Genomic DNA, 17,214 nt, shown 5'->3' on the forward strand with positions numbered 1-17,214 from the left:
TCGTTGTTGACGGAGAAGGCGATGCCGCGTACGAACTGCCGTTGCGTGGCCAGGAATCCTAGGAGCAGGGGCAGCACGGCCAGGCTCGCCGCCGCCATCTGCATCCCGTAGTCGGTAAAGCCCTCAGTGGTCGCGTAGGTGGCGATGGCGTAGGGGACAGTCGCCGCCTGGTCGGTCTGCAGCATGACCGAAGGCCAGAACAGGTCGTTCCAGTGGGAAACGACGCTGAACACGCCGAGTGTGACCAGGGCGGGTCGCATGTTCGGCAGAGCCACCCGCCACACCAGCGCAACCGGGCCGACCCCGTCCAGGCGGGCTGCGTCGAACAGGCTCTGCGGGAGGGTGAGGGCGAATTGACGGAAGAGGAAGATGGCGAGCGCCGAACCGGCGAACGGTACGACCAGGGCGGCCAGATGGTCCGTCCAGCCCAGCCGGGCGAGCAGCACGAAGTTGGGCAGGGCGATGACCTGGGCCGGCACGACCAGGCAGGCCATCACCAGTAGCGTCGCCACCCGTTTCCCCGCGAACTCGCGGCGGGCGAGGGCGAACCCGGCGGGCAGCCCGATCGCCACCTGGGCCAGGAAGATCAGGGCCGTCATCACGGCCGTGTTGGTGTACAGGCGCAGCCATGGCTGCTGCGCCCACACCGTGGTGAAGTTCGCCACCGTGAAGCTGGACAGTCCGTTGTGGAACGAGGCGCCGGTGGCGGTGAACGCCGTCTGCAGCATGATCGCGAACGGCAGCAGCATCACGATGCCGCCGACGGCGAGCAGGAAGTGGCGGGTGAGCTGGCCGATCAGCCGGCGGGTGCGCAGGGTCATCGTGTTCCCGCCGCTTCCCAGCGACGCCCGAAGGTGCGCAGCTGCAGCAGAGTGGTGCCGAGCAGAATCGTGAGAAGGACCAGGTTGACTACGGAGCTGCCGCCGATGTCGAGGAACTTGATGCCTCGTTGCCACAGCAGGACCGACAGGGTCTGCGAACTGTTGAGGGGGCCGCCGCCGGTCACCACCCGTACCTGGTCGAACACGCGCAGCGCGTCGCGGACGGTCAGCACCAGGGTGAACACGGTGGCGGGGCCGAGAGCGGGCCAGGTCACCGTCCAGAACCGGTGCCACGCGCTCGCGCCGTCGAGAGCCGCCACCTCGTGCAGGTGCGCGGGAACCGCCGACAGACCGGCGAGGAAGAGGACCACCGCGCTGCCCAGGCCCGCCCAACTGCCGACTACGGCCACCGCCGGCAGCGCGAGACTCGTCGAGTCCAGCCAGTCCCGCAGCCCGAACCAACCACCGAGCGTGGAGTCCACAAGCCCGCTGCCGGGGTAGAACAGGAACCGCCACACCACCGACATCGCGGTGAGCGTCGCAGCGACGGGCAGGAAGTACACACTGCGCCAGAACCCGGCGCCGCGGGACAGGCCATGGATGAGCAGGGCAATCACGAGGCCGCCCCCCAGTGTCACGGGCACCGTGATCGCGGTGTATTCGATCGTGTTCATGGTCGCCTGCCACAACTCATGGCTGGGCAGCACCCGCTGGAAATTTCGCAGGCCGACGAACTGGAATGCATGAGTGAACGGGTCGTAGTCGAACACGGTCAGCACGAGCACCAGCAGCACCGGCGCCACTACGAACACGCCCAACAGGAACATCGCCGGGCCGGTCAGTACCCAGCCCAGAGCGTGCTCACGCCGCGCCCGCTTCGGTCTTTTCATACTGGGGACGCTAAGGAGCCCGGATGACCCGGCAGCGTCCGCCCGGTTAACGAAGGAAAAATGCTCCCTCTGATAAGTGCATGCTGAGGAATCCTCCTCCCTAGGCCGGTCGAGGGGAGGTATGGTCCCTCATGTGACAGCAAAGAAACGCGCGAAGACCAACAGCCCTCCCAGCCTCCGCACGGGCAAAGTCGCCGCTGCTATCCAGGCAGGGCGGACAGGGCTGGTGCCCAGTGCGTTGAAGGTCGTCGATTTGATCGTGCAGGACCCGTCGCGGGCGCTGACCTCCTCGGTGTCCGAGGTGGCCGACCGGGCCGGGACCGCGGAGTCCACGGTGATCCGAGCCTGCCAGAGGCTGGGGTTCAAGGGATTCCACGACCTGAAGCTGGCCTTGGCCAGCGACCTCGCCACCCAGGAACGGGACCGTGACGACCTCGAGCGCGCCGAGGACATCGGCCCGCGAACCCCACGGCGGGACATTCCCCGGCGGGTGCTGCACAACAGTGCTGTGATCATGGAGGATATTGCCCGCACACTGGATCTGGACGCGTACGAGGGAGCACTCGAGGCACTGACCGAGGCCCGGCGGATCCTGGTGGTCGGCAACGGCACATCATCTGCGCCCGCGCAGGACTTCGCCTATCGGCTGACAACACTGGGGCTTATGGTGCAGGCGCCGCCCGACACGTTCGCCCAGCATCTCATCGCCCGAGCGCTGGAAGACCGGGACGCGGTGCTCGCGATCAGTCACACCGGCGCCACCAAAGAGACCCTGACCGCGGTCGAGGCGGCACACAGTCGCGGAGCCCGGGTGGTGGCAGTGACCAGCCACCTCCGCTCGCCCCTGACCAAGCACGCACATCACCTCCTGGTCGCAGGCGGCCCGGACCTCGGGTTCCGCCTGGAAGCAATGACGACCCGGCTCGCGCGCCTGGCCGTGCTGGACACGTTGTTCGTCGGCATCGCCCTCAGCCGCCCCAAGCGTTCCCGTGAGTTTCTCGATGCCATGGCCGACGTGACGGCCGAGCACACTCTGTGAGGATTCCATGTCTGATAGCCGTCTCCCCTGCACTCTGGTCGCACTCGATATGAACGGCACGTTCGAGGCCGCACTCCGCGTCGCATCGGTGAGGCTGGACGGATAGCATGAGCCGCTGACGGCCCCGGAGTTGTCACACTGGCACACACCACGTGATCATTGCGGGGCCTTCGCCATGCCCAGCACTCGCAAGCACGATCACGTACCGCTTACGATCAGCCACCCGACAGGCTCTAACCCGTCGACCGGAACTACGCCTTGCCGTTGTTGCCGATGGTGAGCTTCGATCGACGACCGGCGGAAGTCGGTGCGCCAGACGTCGATCACATCGCCGTGGCCGTTGGTGACGAGGTACTCGGGCCACCGGTCAAATGCCGAGCACGGGTGCGAGATCCCGAACTCGACGACATCCGTCACCTCAAGGTTCCACGCGTCGGAGAGCACGGTGTGGTGGTCGTACAACGCGCGTACACGTCCGCGTGCATCGGGCTTGTCCTGTCCGGCCGCCGTGCTGGCGGACAGGAGGATCGGCGTCTCGGCGTCGTAGGGAAGATCGCGCTTCCCGGCTCCGACCACGCCGGTGCCGTCCTCGGCGGCTGACACGACGACCGCGCGCACGGACAGGGCTGGGACGAGGCCGGGAATCGGGCTCACACGGGCGTAGACGCCGTGATCGTGCGTGACGTAGCAACCGGACCTGAGCAACCGGACCGTACCCGGAACGTCGTCGTCCGTCGGGAGGAGGTCGACGACTCGGTCGGGAAAGGCCGATCCGCCCATCGAGTACACGGGGCGGTCGGTCTCGAAGAGTCCGGCGACGTCGAGGTAGACGTCGCGGACCCGGCGGCAGTGTTCGTCCACAGCTGCAATCACTTCGTCGATCCTCTTGTTCGGGGCGACGCCTTCGTACCCGGCGACTCCCACGAGCCGGAGTCCGGGAGTCGCTCGGACAAGCTCCGCTGTGCGGCGGGCCTGCTCCGGGTCACGGATTCCGGTGCGGCCACCGGGGGTGCCGATGTCCAGAAGCACCTCAAGAGCGGGGCCGTGCGCGCCGAACACCTGATTCGCCGCGATGACGCCGTCCGCGGAGTCGACGAAGCACCGGATATTCCGTTCCGGCTCGGCGATGAGCCAGGCCCGAAGCCGCGCCAGTCCGAAGGGATCGACGATCTGGTTGGCGATGAGGACGGTGTTGTGTCCCCAGCCGAGCACGGTCGCGACCTGGTCGACGGTGGCAACGGTGACGCCGACGGCGCCGGCCGCGACCTGCCGTTCGATGATGGGAGCGGACATCGTCGTCTTGACGTGGGGAGAGAGCGCCACGTCATGGGTCTTGCACCAGTCGGCCATGACGCGGATGTTGTGATCGAGGGCTGCGGCGTCGAGACGCAGTTGGGGGTATACGGCGGGAATCACGACTGTTCCTTCGGGTGGCTGCTCGGCAAGGCGTCAGCGCCAGTGGATGAGCTCAGGGCTCACAGCGCGCTGGGCCCGGACCGAGACGTGCTCCTTGCGGGCGGCGTTTCGCGGCGGCATCCGGTATCCGCCGATAAGAACCGCTGCCCAGACGGGCAGCGCGTTCAAGGCGATGCGCTGGAATCGGCGAGGACAGCCGTGGCAGACCATGCCGGGTGTCGCTCGGCCGGGGCCGGCTGGGTGTCGGGGTCAGGCGCACTCGCCACTTCTTCAACACCATCGTCGCGCAGCTGCGCCTGGCGTTCGCCGAGTTCCCGCACGAACCCGCATTCCAGGAGCAGTGGGTGAAGCGCGACCGCGAAATCTGCGACCTGCTCCAGTCGGGCCGCCGCGACGAGGCCGCGACCATGCTGCGCTCCTACCTCGACGACTCCGAGCGCCAGGTCGTCGACATGGTCCGCGCCGCCGCAGCCGCTCGTCAGGGCTGACTTCCTGCCCGTGCTCCCGTATCCCCCATCGAAGCTTCAGGAGGATTTCGTGGCCCTCACCGCTGCCGCCTACCAGGCCACCAAGGGCGGCCCGCTCGATGTCGACAAGGCTTTCTACGACCGAGTGTCCGGCACTCCCGAAGGCCGTGAGCTGGTCGACAAGTTCGAGATACCGATCCGCTCGGGCAAGGCGTGGGAGGTCCCCGCCGGCCACCTGTGCCGACTGGTCACCATCGACGGCCCGCAGGTCGGCGACCTCAACATCTGGAACCTCAACGACCCCCGGGAACGTCTGTGGGCGTCCCGCACCCGGCAGCTCCAGCGTGCCCACGTCAGCACCTACGACCGCCTGTGGTCGAACCTGCCCTTCCTGCGCCCGCTGCTGACCATCACCAGCGACACGCTGGCCGACTACGGACCGGACGCCGACGGCGGCCGGGTGCACGACCTGCTCGGCACCCGCTGCGACCCCTACGTCAACCGGATGCTGACCGGCGAGGACTTCGACTTCCACTGCCACTCCAACCTGGTCCGGGCCGTCCTGCCGTACGGCCTCGCCGAGTCCGACGTACACGACGTCCTCAACGTCTTCCAGTGCACCGGCCTCAACGAGCACGACCAGTACTTCATGAAGGACTGCCCGGCCCGCCCCGGCGACCACTTCGAATTCTTCGCCGAGCTCGACCTGCTGTGCGCGCTGTCCACCTGCCCCGGCGGCGACCTGTCCGTCCCCATGTGGGGCCCGGACGCACACGACCCGATCGAGGTCTGCCACCCCATCGGCGTCGAGGTCTACAAGGTCGACCCCGAACTGCTGAAGGACTGGCAGCAGCCACAGCGCGCTGCCTACCGCAACCTGCATGGCATGACCCGCCCCACCTGGCAGAGCTGACCCGCGCCCCGGCACGTCACACGAGAGGAGAGAGCGTACCCAGCTTCCGGCAGGCACCCTATTTTCGGCGGCTGCTAGGACCCGCCCCAGGTCGGCCTGCCGCCGTGTGCCAGCAGCGCCCGGTCCAGCCAGCAGGTCAGCCCCTCCGTCGGCACGCCGTCCACCGTGAAGGCGGACAGCGGGACGCCTGCTGCCGCGTTCGCTGTGCCGACCGCGCATAGGGAAATCAGTGCTCGATTTGTGGGTGGCGGGCGGGTCAGGCGCTGAGGCTGTCAGCCAGCTCGGCGAATTCCTCGTCGGTGAGTGTGATCTCGGCGGCCGTGACGTTCTGCTCGAGGTGGGTGACTCGCGAGGTGCCGGGGATGGGCAGCATTACCGGGGAGCGACGCAGCAGCCAGGCGAGCGCGAGCTGTGACGGGCTCGCGTCGCGTCGCTTGGCTGCGCTGTCCAACGGGCCGCCGGGCCGGGCGAGTACGCCGGTGGCCATGGGGAACCACGGGATGAAGGCCAGGTTCTCGCGCTCGGCGTAGTGCAGGACGTTCTCGGCGCTGCGGTTGGCGAGGTTGTACAGGTTCTGCACCGAGACGATGTCCGCAATCTCGCGGGCCTGGTTGATTTGTTCGACGGTGACCTCGGACAGGCCGATGTGCCTGATCTTTCCCTCCTGTTGCAGGAGCAGTAGTTCGCCGAGCTGTTCGGCCAGTGGCAGCTTGGGGTCGATGCGGTGCAGCTGGAAGAGGTCGATGCGTTCCACACCAAGGTGACGCAAGCTCAGCTCGACTTGCTGTCGCAGATATTCGGGCCTGCCCAAAGGACTCCATTGGTTCGGTCCTGAGCGCGTCTGGCCGGCCTTGGTGGCGATGACGAGGTCGTCCGGGTAGGGATGGAGCGCTTTGTGGATCAACTGCTCGCTGACGAAGGGACCGTAGGAGTCGGCGGTGTCGATGAAGTTTACTCCCAATTCCACGGCGCGCCGCAGTACACGCACGGCTTCGTCGGGGTCCTCAGGTTCGCCCCATACACCGGGGCCGGTTAGCTGCATGGCTCCGTAACCGAGCCGGTGGACGGGTAGGTCACCACCGAGGGAGAAGGTGCCGGGAGTTTCAGTATGGCGGGAATGAGCGGGGCTGGTCATGATGTCCTTCGGACGAGGGGACGGCGATTGCGTCGAAGATCTCTTGAGTGTTCGTACGGGGGTGCGAATGCCTCGGGTGCTCGGTCCGGATACGGCCGGACGGTTTTCGCCCGACTAATGCTGCGTTTGTGCTGTCGGGGCGGTGCGACGAGTCTGTTAACCGTCCGGCTGGTGCGTCCGGTGCTGTACCGCCATCGGGATTCATCAATGGCTGCGGCGCACCTGGCAGCGGGCCTGCGCCGGGGCGACGTTTGTGGCCGGTGTGTCTCACGGGGCCGAGGGTCAGTGGCTGGTCGACCCAGACGCGCTTGCCGCCTGGTGCGCGGCGGGATCCTGCTTTGCAGTTCTGTGCCAGGATGGTCCGGTTATCGCCCGATTGCAGACGGCTGGTGCCGAGGCCGCTGTGGTCCTTTGAGACGCGTATCCGGCCGAAGTCGCTCTTACGCGGCCACTCGACCTGCTCGTGCTGCAGGCGTCGATGGGTCTGGCGGGAGATCTTGGCCTCGGCGGTCCGTGGGAACGCAGGGGTGAGCCGCTTGCTCAGCTCTGCGTCGGGCGTCCGACTTTTCACGGCAGCGGTCATGCCTGGGCCAGTTGTGGTAGGGCGGTGAGCAGCCGCTGTGTGTACGGGTGTTGTGGCTGTTGGAAGACGTCGTCGGCGTCGCCTTGCTCGATGATCTTGCCGCTCTTCATCACCAGGATCCGGTCCGAGACATGGTGAATGACGCCGAGGTCGTGTGAGATGAACAGGTAGCTGACGCCCAGGTCGTCCTGAAGTTCCGTCAGCAGGTCGAGTACCTGGGCTTGCACAGATACGTCCAGCGCGGAGACCGGCTCGTCGCAGACGATGATCCCTGGCTCGGGGGCGAGGGCGCGAGCGATGGCGACCCGCTGCCGTTGCCCGCCCGACAGCCGCAGTGGTGCCGTGGTGAGGTGCTTGTCGGACAGGCCCACCTGTTCGAGTAGCCGGATTGCTCGTTCTTGGGCCTCCGCCTTGGATGACGGCGGACGGCTGCCCGTCGCCAGGGCGTCGGAGAGGATACGACCGACCGGCCAGCGGGGGTCGAAGGAGCTGAGGGGGTCTTGGTAGATGATACCGATTTGCTTGCGCAGCGGGCGGCTGGCTGCGGTCGGGATATCCGACCAGGGCTGGCCGTGCAGCAGAACGTCACCGGACGTCGCCTCGAGTAGCGCGAGGGTGATGCGAGCGGTCGTCGTCTTGCCGGAGCCGGACTCGCCGACGATGCCGAGCGTTTCCCCCGCGTACAGGTCGAACGACACGTCGTCGACGACCGTCCGGTTGATCTTGTCCGGTCCGCGGAAGACTTTGCTGACGTTGCGGGCCTGTACCACCGGACGATCCCGGTCGACAGGCCGGCGGGTGCGGGGGCCTTCGGTGGTGCCCTCGGGCGGGCGGAGGAGCCGAGTGCCGCGCGTGTGCTCTGACGGGATCGCGTCGAGCAGGTGCTGGGTGTAGTCGTGCGTCGGGGCATGCAGCACCTGGTGCGCGGTGCCGAACTCGACGATCTCGCCGCGGCGCATCACGGCGACCTCGTCCGCCAGACGCGCCACGACCGATAGGTCATGGCTGATCAGGATGATCGAGGTGCCGCGGGTCTTGGACGCGGCCAGCAGGTCCAGTACCTGCGCCTGCACCGTCACGTCGAGGGCGGTGGTCGGCTCGTCGGCGATGACCAGCTTCGGATCCAATGCGATCGCCGAGGCGATCAGAGCCCGCTGTCTCAGGCCGCCGGAGAGTTCGTACGGTCGCTGCCGTGCCCGGAGTTCGGGTTCCGGCACGCCGACCGCGTCGAGCAGTTCCACCGCGCGCTCGGCCCGGCGCCGCTTGTTCCCCCAGCCGTGCAGCCGCAGCGGTTCGGCCACCTCGTCGCCGACGCGGCGCAGCTGGTCGAGCGAGACCAGCGCGTCCTGCAGTACGAAGCCGATGTCCCGGCCGCGAATGGAGCGCCAGGACCGGTCGGACTGCCGGGTGAGGTCCACACCTGCCAGGTCGATGCGCTCGGCGCTCATCCGGGAGTTCGCGCCGGTGAGCCCGACCAGGGTACGAGCCGTGACGCTCTTGCCCGAGCCGGACTCCCCGACGATGGCCAGGCAGCGTCCGGGGCGCGCGGTGAAGGAAATGCCCTTGACTACCTCGGTCGTCCCGAACCAGACCCGCAGGTTTTCGACGGTGAGGAGGTCGGGAGCGGCGTCGGGTGCGGGGGCAGCCGCATCGTCGCCGGTGTCGTCAAGGGTGGTGGGCGCGGTCAAGAGGCCGCTCCTTCCAGCTTGTGTTGCAGCGTCCGGCCCAGGCTGGTGGCCGCCAGCGCCACCACGATGATCACCAGGCCGGGCAGGATCTCCAGCCACCACGAGGTGGTGATGTATTCCCGTCCGGCGTCGAGCAGGGCTCCCCACTCCGAGCTCGGCGGTGGCACACCAAGGCCGAGAAACGACAGGCTCGACGCCCATACCACCGATTGTCCGATGCCGAGCGTCATGACCGCGACGAGGGGGCGCATCGCGTTCGGGAACAGGTGTTGGCGGATGACCGTCCAGCGGTTGTGGCCGAGCGCAGCGGCCGCCTCGATATAGGCGGCCTGCCGCACGTTCAGGACCTGGCCGCGTACCATCCGGGCATAGCCGGGGGCCGAGCCGATCCCGACCGCGATCAGCTCGGTGGCCTGCGACGGTCCGCGGACAGAGATCACCAGGAGGGCGAGCAGCAGGGCCGGGAAGGCGAAGGTGACCTCCACGACGCGGGTGATCACGGCGTCGAGGAAGCCGCCGGCCAGGCCCGCGGTGAAGCCGAGCAGCACAGCGATCACCATGGCCAGCGCGGTGGCGCCCAGCCCGATTCCCATGGACTGGCGGGCACCGTAGATGACTCGTGTGAACAGGTCGCGGCCGGCCTGGTCCGTACCGAAGGGGTGGTTCCAGGACGGTGCCTGCATGGTGCCGCCGAGGTCGATCGCTGTTGGGCTGCGGTTGGTCAAGAGGTCGGGGGCAATGGTGGCGAGGAGCACCCACAGGACCACGATCAGCGAGACCGCGGTGCTCGGGCGGATTCGGAGTCGGTCGAGTCTGACGAGGCGGGCCCCGGCGGTGGGCAGCGGAGAGACGGTCATGAGCGGCCTCGCAGTCGTGGGTCGACGAGCGCATAGGCGACGTCGACGAGCAGGTTCGCCACCACATAGGCCACAGCGACCACCAGGACGATGCCCGACACGGTCGGCACGTCCCGGGTGTTGACTGCCGTGACGAGCACTTGCCCGATGCCGGGGCGGGCGAAGATGTTCTCCGTGATGATGGCACCCGACACCAGCGCGCCGAGCGCCCAGCCGGACAGGGTGATCGCCGGGAGTACCGCGTGCCGCAGCGCGTGTCGCAGCCGTACGGCGGTGTCGCTCATGCCTCGGGTGCGTGCCGTGGTGACGAAGGGCTGGTCGAGCACTTTCTCCAGTTCGTCTCTCGTGACCTGACCGAGGAAGCCGGCCAGTGGGATGGCCAGGGTGGCCAATGGCAGCACGGTGCCCCATGCGTTGCTGCCGCCGATGACGGGGAAGAGGGGCAGTTTCACCGCGAACACGACGAGCAGGACGACGCCGACCCAGTAGTTCGGGAGGCTGGCCGTCAGCGCCTCCCAGGTCGAGCCGAGCGCGCTGACGGCCCGCGTGCGCTTGACCGTCAGCACGGTGATCGCGACGGCCAGGACCCAGGCGGTGACGAGTGCGCCCAGGGTGAGGATGAGGGTCGGGGCGAGCTGGCCGCCGATCACCTGCGTCACCGGGCGGTGCTGGGTGTAGGAGGTGCCCAGGTCGCCGCGGAACAGACCGCCGAGGTAGTGCAGATACTGCACTGGCAGCGGGCGGTCGAACCCGAATTCTTTGTTCACGGGGGCCAGTTCAGCGGCGGTCCACCGCTTCTGCTGGCCGGTCTGCACGTTCATCAGAGCAGTGGCCCGGTCACCGGGCATCAGCAACTGCGCCAAGAAGGTGAGCGATGCCGCGGCGATGACCATCGCTGCGGCGCTCGCGATCCTGATGACGAGCCGGAGGGCCAGCCGCACGCCGGAACGTACCGCCAGCCGTCGAGTGACCGAGGGAACCGCAGTCTCTATCGTTGTCACGTTGACATCACTTACTTGGTGAAGTATGCGTCCGAGAAGACGGGCTCGCCCTGGCTCTTCTCCAACCAGACGTTCTTGAGGTTCTTCGCGACCGCGTAGAGCGAGGTCTGCGGGTACAGGCCGATGCTGACCGCGTTGTCCTGGACCACCTGCTGGGCCTTCTGGTACAGCTGTCCCGCCTTCGCCGTGTCCTGTTCGGTGTTGGCCTGCTGGATGGTCTTCGCGAGCTGGTCGTTGTTGTAGAACGACTCGTTGTTGTAGTTCGGAGCGGCCTTGGTGGTCGGGCGCCAGACAATCCAAAGGACCGCCGGGCTGGAGTTGCACCAGTACTCCGGCGTGGCGTCGTACGTGCTCGGGGAGGAGTACTTGCCGCTGAAGCCTTCAGCCTGCGTCGCCGGGATGAGCTTGACCTCGAAGCCCGTCTGCTTCCACTGCTCCTGCAGTATCTGCAGGACAGTCTCGCCCTCCTTCGTGAGGACATAGCCCGATCCGTAGACCAGCCGGACGGTCAACCTCTTGCCGTTCTTTGTCCGGATGCCGGCGGCCCCCTTCCTCCAGCCGGCCCGGTCCAGCAGCGCGTTGGCCTTGGCCTGGTCAAATGGATACGCCTGGGCGGCTTGTGCGTTGTAGTCGGGCGTCGCCTGGTCGAGCGCCGGGTTGCCCTCGTAGGGGATCACACCGTGGAAACCGGCTTTCACCGCGGCCTTGCGGTCGGCCCCGTACGCGAATGCCTGGCGGACGAGCTTGTCGGTGAAGACCCCTTGCTTGGTGTTGAGGTTGAACGAGACCGGCTTGCCGGGGGTGATGAAGCGGATGGGCTGGTACTTCTGCTGGGCATCGGTCCAGTTCGAGGTCGGCACCTGGTACACGACATTCGCCTGACCGGTGGTGAGGGAGGCGTAGCGCGAGACACCGTCCGCCACGAACTTCCAGTCGACCTCGTTGACGATCGCGGGGCCATGGTGCTTGGCAGTGGCAGGCCAGGAGGTGTAGTTCGGGTTCTTGACGAGCACCACTTCCTCGCCTCGCTTCCACTGCTTCACCTTGAACGCGCCGGAGCCGATCGGTTTCTCGCAGTTCTCCTGCCGCGTCCGGCTCTTGAACGCGGTCGGCGACTGGATGCCGTAGTAGCCCTGAGTGATCAGCCTGAGGAACTGCGGGAACGGCTTGTTCAGAGTGATCTTGACGTGCGTTGGATCGAGGGCCTTGGCCGACTTGTAGTACGGGTCCATCGAGACTTTTGCGCTGGCATTGCCGCTGTGGTTCTCCCACAGGTCGAAGTTCCATGCGATCGCCGCGGCATCCACCGGTGTACCGTCGGTGAACTTGACCCCGGACTTGAGGGTGAAGGTGTAGCTCAGCCCGTCCGGTGACACGGTCCAGGCGGTGGCCAGCCACGGCTTGATGGCGCCGTTGTCATCCTCGGTCACCAGGCCGTCGAGGATTTGCCGGGAGATATAGGCCTGCTGTATCCAGCCGCCGAAGATGCACGAGGGCTCCTGTACGTGGGCGTAGGTGATGGTGCCGCCCTGGACGGGTGTACTGCCGCCGCTCTCGGCGGCACCGCTGGAACTGCTGCATCCCGAGATCAGTCCGCTCAGGAGCAGGGTGCTGCTGCCGAACGCGACGAAGCGCGGTCGGAGGGGCCGTCTGGTCATTGCTCTGCTTTCTCGGGAAGTGTTGTTGCAGGTTGTGGGTCAGACACTCAGGGCGGAGAACGTGGGCGGGTGGGTCGGCTCGCCACCGTCGGCCGGCACGTCGAGCGAGACCAGGGCGGCCGAGAAGCGGTCGACGACGGGGTGAAGCGCTGCTGCAGTGTCCTCGTCCAGCACCACGCTGCCGTCGCTGGCGACGTCTATCGCTCGGTCGAGGACGAACCAGCCTGGCAGGACGTGGTGCGCTCCCATGGAGGTGAGGACGGGCCGCAGCGCGTAGTCGACGACGAGGACGTGGGCCGTGCTGCCTCCGGTGGCCAGCGGCAGCACGGTCTTGCCGGTGAGCGCGTGCTGCGGGAGCAGGTCCAGCAGGGCCTTCAGCGCGCCGGAGTAGGCGGCCTTGTAGACGGGGGTGGCGACGACCAGCCCGTCGGCGCGGGCCACCAGATCGGTGACGTCTCGCAGTGCCGGGTGGGCGAAGTCGGCCCCGAACAGGGCCTCGGGGGGCAGATCGCGGATATCGAGCGGGAGTACGGTGTGCCCCTGACACTCCAGCCGGCGGTCGAGGTGGCGCAGCAGTCGGGCAGTGCGCGATTGAGGGGAGGGGCTGCCGGAGAGGGAGAGAACGGTGGCCATGGCGGTCGGGTTCCTTCAGGGTCAGACGGTGACGGGTTCGGCAGCCAGCTCGGCCAAAGATCCGGCGGCTTCCAGGTCGCGTACGAGAGGGAGGAACTTCCGCCCGAAGTACACGACCCCTTTTAGGCGGTCCAGGAAACCGGCGACGAAGAGGTCGACGCCGAGATGCTTGTAGGCCACGATCTGCTCTCAAGCACTGATGAGCCCGATACGGAAGCTGTCGTTGTTCTGCGCCAGGTCCTCGAGGGGGCGTCCTGCCACACGCCCCTGCCGACAGCGGCGGACTGGTCGGTCTGCTGCACTGCGCTCGCCCTGATCACTCCCTGGCTGCGCGAGCAGAAATTCACGGCCGTCCTCGCCTCTGCTCTTGTCATGACCCCACCGGTATCGCGGCAGCCGGCTGGGAGATCGGGATGTTCAGCCGCCCGCGCAGCGTGCGGTCCTCGTACTCGTGACGGAACAGGCCACGCCTGCGCAGCAGCGGGACGACATGGTCGGCGAACACCTCCAAGCCATCGGGGAAGCGGTCGGGCATCAGGTTGAACCCATCCGCAGCACCGGCACGGAACCATTGTTCGATCGTGTCGGCCACCTGCTCCGGGGTACCCACAACCTGTCGGTGACCGTGTCCACCCGCCAAGCGGGTCAGCAGGTCACGAACGACCAGCCCCTCCTCTGTGGCCAAGCGCACCACCGACTCCCGGAATCCGAGCGACCCTGTGAAATGTGCCGGGTCCGGCGGGCCGTTGAGGACCTTCCTCGGCAGCAGCGCGTCCAGGTCCAGTTCGTCCGGCCGGACGCCGAGCGCGCCGGCCAGTTCGCTCAGCGGAAAGCCACCCCGGGACAATGCCTGTGTCTCCTCGTGGCGCCGACGAGCTTCCCCCTCGGTGCTGCCGATCGTCGTGATAAGACCAGGAAGGATCTTCACCTGTGCCGGGTCGCGGCCGGCCGCAGCCGCCACAGCCTTGACGTGGTTGTAATGCTCGATCCCCGCATGCAGGCTCAACTCGGCGGAGAAGACGGCGTTCGCCTCACGCCCCGCCAGTTCCCGACCGGCCGGAGAGCCGCCGGCCTGCACCAGCAGCGGAAAACCCTGCGCCGAGACGGGCGCTGGCAGCCGCCCGCTGATGTCGAAGAACTCACCGCGGTACTCGACCGCCGGCCCCCCGTTTGCGGACCGCCACAGTGAGGTCACGACTTCGACGAACTCACGTGCCCGGCGGTAACGCGCGTCCCGGTCCGGAAGTTCGGAAAGCCCGAAGTTGGCAGCGGCAGCGGGGCTCCAGGACGTGACGACGTTCCATGCGGCCCGCCCGCCTGATACGTAGTCCAAGGACAGAAAACGGTACGCGAGCTCCCACGGGTCGTTGAACGTCGATGACGCGGTGCCGATCAGACCAAGATTCTCGGTGACCGCGGCGACCGCCCCGAGGATGAGCGTAGGTTCCAGGCCGAGGGACGGCTTGACTCGCGGGTCCGCCAGCCCGGGGCTGTCGGCCAGGAAAAGAGCATCGAGCGTGCCGCGCTCGGCGATCCGTCCGATCCGCTGGTAGTACCCGGCGTCAGCGAACGCCAGCCGGTCCAGATCGTTGTGGCGCCAGGCATCAGGAGTGAAGCCGACATCGAGGACATTGACGTTGAGGATGACATGCCGCCTCAGCTCAGCGGGCATGGAGTACCACCTTGTCTTCCTCATCGGTGCTGTGTGCGGGGTCCGGGAACGCCTGCCTGCCCTCGGTCGGCGGGTCTGCCGGTGCGAGGCCGAACCGCGTCCGCAGCGGGATCGGGTTGCCCGGCGAGCGCTCGGGTTCCGCCGCGGTGCGCAGGAGCCGACGCAGCTCGGCGAGGCTGCCCACCTGATGGAGCACCGCTTGAGTGGTCTCCGGGCCGACCACGACATCGGCGATCTGTGCGAGTGCCGGCTCCGCTGTCCCTGCCGACCACGCGAGGACCGGTGGCCAGATCTGCGGGCTCCACGGCACCTGCAAGGGTCCGGCGATATCGAAGGCACCCCGATGGTCGACAGCGACGATCCGGTGGGACTCGGCGAACACACCGGACTCCCGATCCGCGACGATCGCGTCGACCGGGAAGCTGCGCCACAGCGCACGGATCACGGTCACCGCATCTGCCGCCGCTACTACGGGGTTGGCCCGCGTCCACGGCGACCCGGCCGCGGCCCGATGATCTTCGACACCGATGAGCAGACCGGCCCGACCACCAGAAGCGTGATCGATGCTCGCCAGCCGCCGCGCGACGTTGTACGGGTGATCACGCTGCACAACGGCGGCAACAACCAGCCCTACGCGACGGGTGTGGTGGGCAAGCATGATCGCCGCGATCGTCGGGTCAATACCGACCCCGCCAGCGTCCGCGTCCGCGTCCGGGGACAGGCTTGGTTCATGGACCATGTCCACGCCGAGGAGCAGCGCGTCCGCAACCGCGTCCAACCGCTCTGCGAGCCAAGGCAATTCGGCCGCACCATCCGGGGACAGCAGTTCCCCCAGGGTCGATCTGGCCACCGCCACCAGAACGGGCGGCGGGGCGTGGTCGGGGGGCAATCTGGTCATGCTCTGCCTTCTCGGATTGGTGTTGCAGGTCGTGAGTCAGACGCTCAGCGCGATGCTCTACTTCGGCGGCGGGTAGGCGGTACCACCTCAATAACGGGTGCCCTTGTGCTGGTCCGGAAGCCGGTCGCCGGCGCCGAAGATGCGATCGCACGGGTCTTCTGTCTCGTCGTACGTGGTGCGCGCTCAGCCGCGCGAGCACCGAGCACCGGGACGACCAGGCCTTAAGTCCTTGGCCGTGTCGTACAGGAACACAGCCAGCCGCCGGTCGTTGTCGTAGTGCCAGTCGATGCGCTGCTCGATCTTGCTTGCGACCAGGCCGTCGCTGAGGTTGGGAACCCAGCAGCACGAGAAACGGCAATTGGCGGTATTTAGGGAGCGGTGGACTCCACGCAATAGACAGGGGGAAACGGATGGAAGGAGACAGGGTGACGCCTGTGCTGCATGGACGCGCGGCTGTCGCACGTGTGGCAGAGGCAGAACGCCGAGATGACATGCAGAGAGGAGGAGAACACTGCACCGCAGAGACAAAGGACGCGCGTGGTCAGCCTCGATGCAGACAGGACTCAGACCCGATCGGTCAGATGATCAGTCCAGGACATAGCGAGTACACCCAAGAGCGCCAACGCTCAGGCTCGGCATTGGCCGGGCGGCGTTCAGGCCACGCCACGACAGCGACAGAAGCTGCTGGACACACGCACCAGGTCAACGTGGCGTCGACGCGTGAGTACCATCTGCTTATTCATGGCTCCGAAGCTAGCCAATAGCGGTTGGTCAGGTCAAGTAGAGGTGCTGAGCTGACCAGCGGTTCGTGGAGTTGATGTGCCCCGGATCTGGTGGCGCCATCGTGCCCGACGGATGACGCTCCAGACACTCAAGTAGGCTTCTGCAACTCATAGTTGCCTGGACGATTTCCGGCGCAAGGTCCTCGATCTCATCGCAGCCGGCCTGCCGATCCAGCAGATTGCTCACGACCTTGGTATCAGGGCGCACCGGTAGCAACGGCAACGGGCGAGAAAACGTCGTTACCCAGTCATCGACCATGCCGAGACCGCTCTCAGGGGGCTGGTCTCATGAAGCGCTGCCCAGGTACTTCGGCTCTGGCACCGCAACTACCACTACTCCGGCACGGCACAGGTGCCGGGGAGTCGCCTCGGTGCGGAGGAGGTTGGCGGCCCGGTACGGCTTGCTGTCCAGGGGTCGACGCGGCGCCGCTGTCGTCCCGCACGCAGGGAGCTGGCGGGCCGATGCGGCTGACTGTGATCGATACGCTCAACTATTCGCATTCCAGCTCGGGCCTACCTCACGATGTGAGCTGAACCTCATCAGTCGCCTGCAGATTTATGCTCGACTTGCCCGCCTACCCTTGGATATCTTGGCGGACATAAAGCTGCTGCGACTGACTCGACGACGCCACGTGCTCGATCTCCTTCAGGACATGGTTGGCCTTGTCGAGCATGGTGTCGAACGAGGAAAGCCTGCCGCAACCATCATGTAGTCCTTCCGATGCCCGCGGCGGCACCCGGCGGAGCGGGGCCGCCGCGGG

The 17,214-nt window shown here is 67.0% G+C and carries 17 protein-coding genes and 1 pseudogene; 3 read left to right on the plus strand and 15 right to left on the minus strand.

Annotation, left to right across the window (positions count from 1 at the left end):
• Both JK364_RS53090 and JK364_RS53095 read right to left on the minus strand, forming a co-directional pair.
• Positions 1-821 (minus strand): carbohydrate ABC transporter permease (locus tag JK364_RS53090; protein ID WP_201858674.1); only part of this gene is annotated, 821 nt, incomplete at its 3' end.
• Positions 818-1,711 (minus strand): carbohydrate ABC transporter permease, encoded by an 894-nt coding sequence (locus JK364_RS53095; protein WP_201858675.1) that lies wholly within the window; start codon positions 1,709-1,711, stop codon positions 818-820. The genes JK364_RS53095 and JK364_RS53090, both read right to left, overlap by 4 nt.
• 133 nt (positions 1,712-1,844) lie before the next feature.
• Between JK364_RS53095 and JK364_RS53100 the strand changes: the two genes are divergently transcribed.
• Positions 1,845-2,750, plus strand: coding sequence for a MurR/RpiR family transcriptional regulator (locus tag JK364_RS53100; protein ID WP_201858676.1), 906 nt, complete (start codon positions 1,845-1,847; stop codon positions 2,748-2,750).
• Between the two features lie 198 nt (positions 2,751-2,948).
• On the opposite strand, the gene JK364_RS53105 is transcribed toward JK364_RS53100, so the two are convergent.
• The gene (locus JK364_RS53105) at positions 2,949-4,166 is read right to left on the minus strand and encodes an alanine racemase (protein ID WP_201858677.1); all 1,218 of its coding nucleotides are present in this window, start codon (positions 4,164-4,166) and stop codon (positions 2,949-2,951) included.
• Between the two features lie 215 nt (positions 4,167-4,381).
• Between JK364_RS53105 and JK364_RS53110 the strand changes: the two genes are divergently transcribed.
• Together JK364_RS53110 and JK364_RS53115 are read left to right on the plus strand one after the other, a co-directional pair.
• On the plus strand, positions 4,382-4,654 hold the full coding sequence (locus JK364_RS53110; protein ID WP_201858678.1) for a hypothetical protein: 273 nt from the start codon (positions 4,382-4,384) through the stop codon (positions 4,652-4,654).
• 49 nt (positions 4,655-4,703) lie between these two features.
• Positions 4,704-5,546, plus strand: a complete 843-nt coding sequence (locus JK364_RS53115) for an urea carboxylase-associated family protein (RefSeq protein WP_201858679.1) — start codon at positions 4,704-4,706, stop codon at positions 5,544-5,546.
• Positions 5,547-5,802: 256 nt separating this feature from the next.
• Here the strand turns inward: JK364_RS53115 and JK364_RS53120 are convergent, their stop codons facing one another.
• From JK364_RS53120 to JK364_RS56645, 12 genes and pseudogenes are all read right to left on the minus strand, one after another.
• The gene (locus JK364_RS53120; RefSeq protein WP_201858680.1) at positions 5,803-6,681 is read right to left on the minus strand and encodes an aldo/keto reductase; all 879 of its coding nucleotides are present in this window, start codon (positions 6,679-6,681) and stop codon (positions 5,803-5,805) included.
• Between the two features lie 579 nt (positions 6,682-7,260).
• Complete coding sequence (locus JK364_RS53125) at positions 7,261-9,054, minus strand: dipeptide ABC transporter ATP-binding protein (protein WP_307841706.1); 1,794 nt, start codon at positions 9,052-9,054, stop codon at positions 7,261-7,263.
• Complete coding sequence (locus tag JK364_RS53130; RefSeq protein WP_201858681.1) at positions 8,949-9,707, minus strand: ABC transporter permease; 759 nt, start codon at positions 9,705-9,707, stop codon at positions 8,949-8,951. The genes JK364_RS53125 and JK364_RS53130 overlap by 106 nt, the downstream gene beginning before the upstream one ends.
• A 98-nt stretch (positions 9,708-9,805) precedes the next feature.
• Positions 9,806-10,810, minus strand: coding sequence for an ABC transporter permease (locus JK364_RS53135; protein ID WP_201858682.1), 1,005 nt, complete (start codon positions 10,808-10,810; stop codon positions 9,806-9,808).
• A gap of 11 nt (positions 10,811-10,821) precedes the next feature.
• Entirely contained in the window at positions 10,822-12,468 is a 1,647-nt protein-coding gene (locus JK364_RS53140) for an ABC transporter substrate-binding protein (protein WP_201858683.1), read from the minus strand.
• A gap of 39 nt (positions 12,469-12,507) precedes the next feature.
• A complete protein-coding gene (gene ssuE / locus JK364_RS53145) occupies positions 12,508-13,101 on the minus strand; it encodes an NADPH-dependent FMN reductase (RefSeq protein WP_201858684.1) in 594 nt (197 codons plus the stop codon).
• A 21-nt stretch (positions 13,102-13,122) separates the two neighbouring features.
• Complete coding sequence (locus JK364_RS57900; protein ID WP_201858685.1) at positions 13,123-13,281, minus strand: hypothetical protein; 159 nt, start codon at positions 13,279-13,281, stop codon at positions 13,123-13,125.
• A 190-nt stretch (positions 13,282-13,471) separates the two neighbouring features.
• Positions 13,472-14,773 (minus strand): LLM class flavin-dependent oxidoreductase, encoded by a 1,302-nt coding sequence (locus JK364_RS53155; protein WP_201858686.1) that lies wholly within the window; start codon positions 14,771-14,773, stop codon positions 13,472-13,474.
• Entirely contained in the window at positions 14,763-15,662 is a 900-nt protein-coding gene (locus tag JK364_RS53160; protein ID WP_230993922.1) for an LLM class flavin-dependent oxidoreductase, read from the minus strand. The genes JK364_RS53155 and JK364_RS53160 overlap by 11 nt, the downstream gene beginning before the upstream one ends.
• 662 nt (positions 15,663-16,324) lie before the next feature.
• Complete coding sequence (locus JK364_RS58380) at positions 16,325-16,414, minus strand: putative leader peptide (protein ID WP_372462103.1); 90 nt, start codon at positions 16,412-16,414, stop codon at positions 16,325-16,327.
• A 28-nt stretch (positions 16,415-16,442) separates the two neighbouring features.
• Positions 16,443-16,712, minus strand: a complete 270-nt coding sequence (locus tag JK364_RS53165) for a hypothetical protein (protein ID WP_201858688.1) — start codon at positions 16,710-16,712, stop codon at positions 16,443-16,445.
• Between the two features lie 316 nt (positions 16,713-17,028).
• Positions 17,029-17,214 (minus strand): annotated as a pseudogene (locus tag JK364_RS56645) (hypothetical protein); the annotation flags it as partial.

The organism is Streptomyces endocoffeicus (assembly GCF_016741935.1).
Classification (GTDB): domain Bacteria; phylum Actinomycetota; class Actinomycetes; order Streptomycetales; family Streptomycetaceae; genus Streptomyces; species Streptomyces endocoffeicus.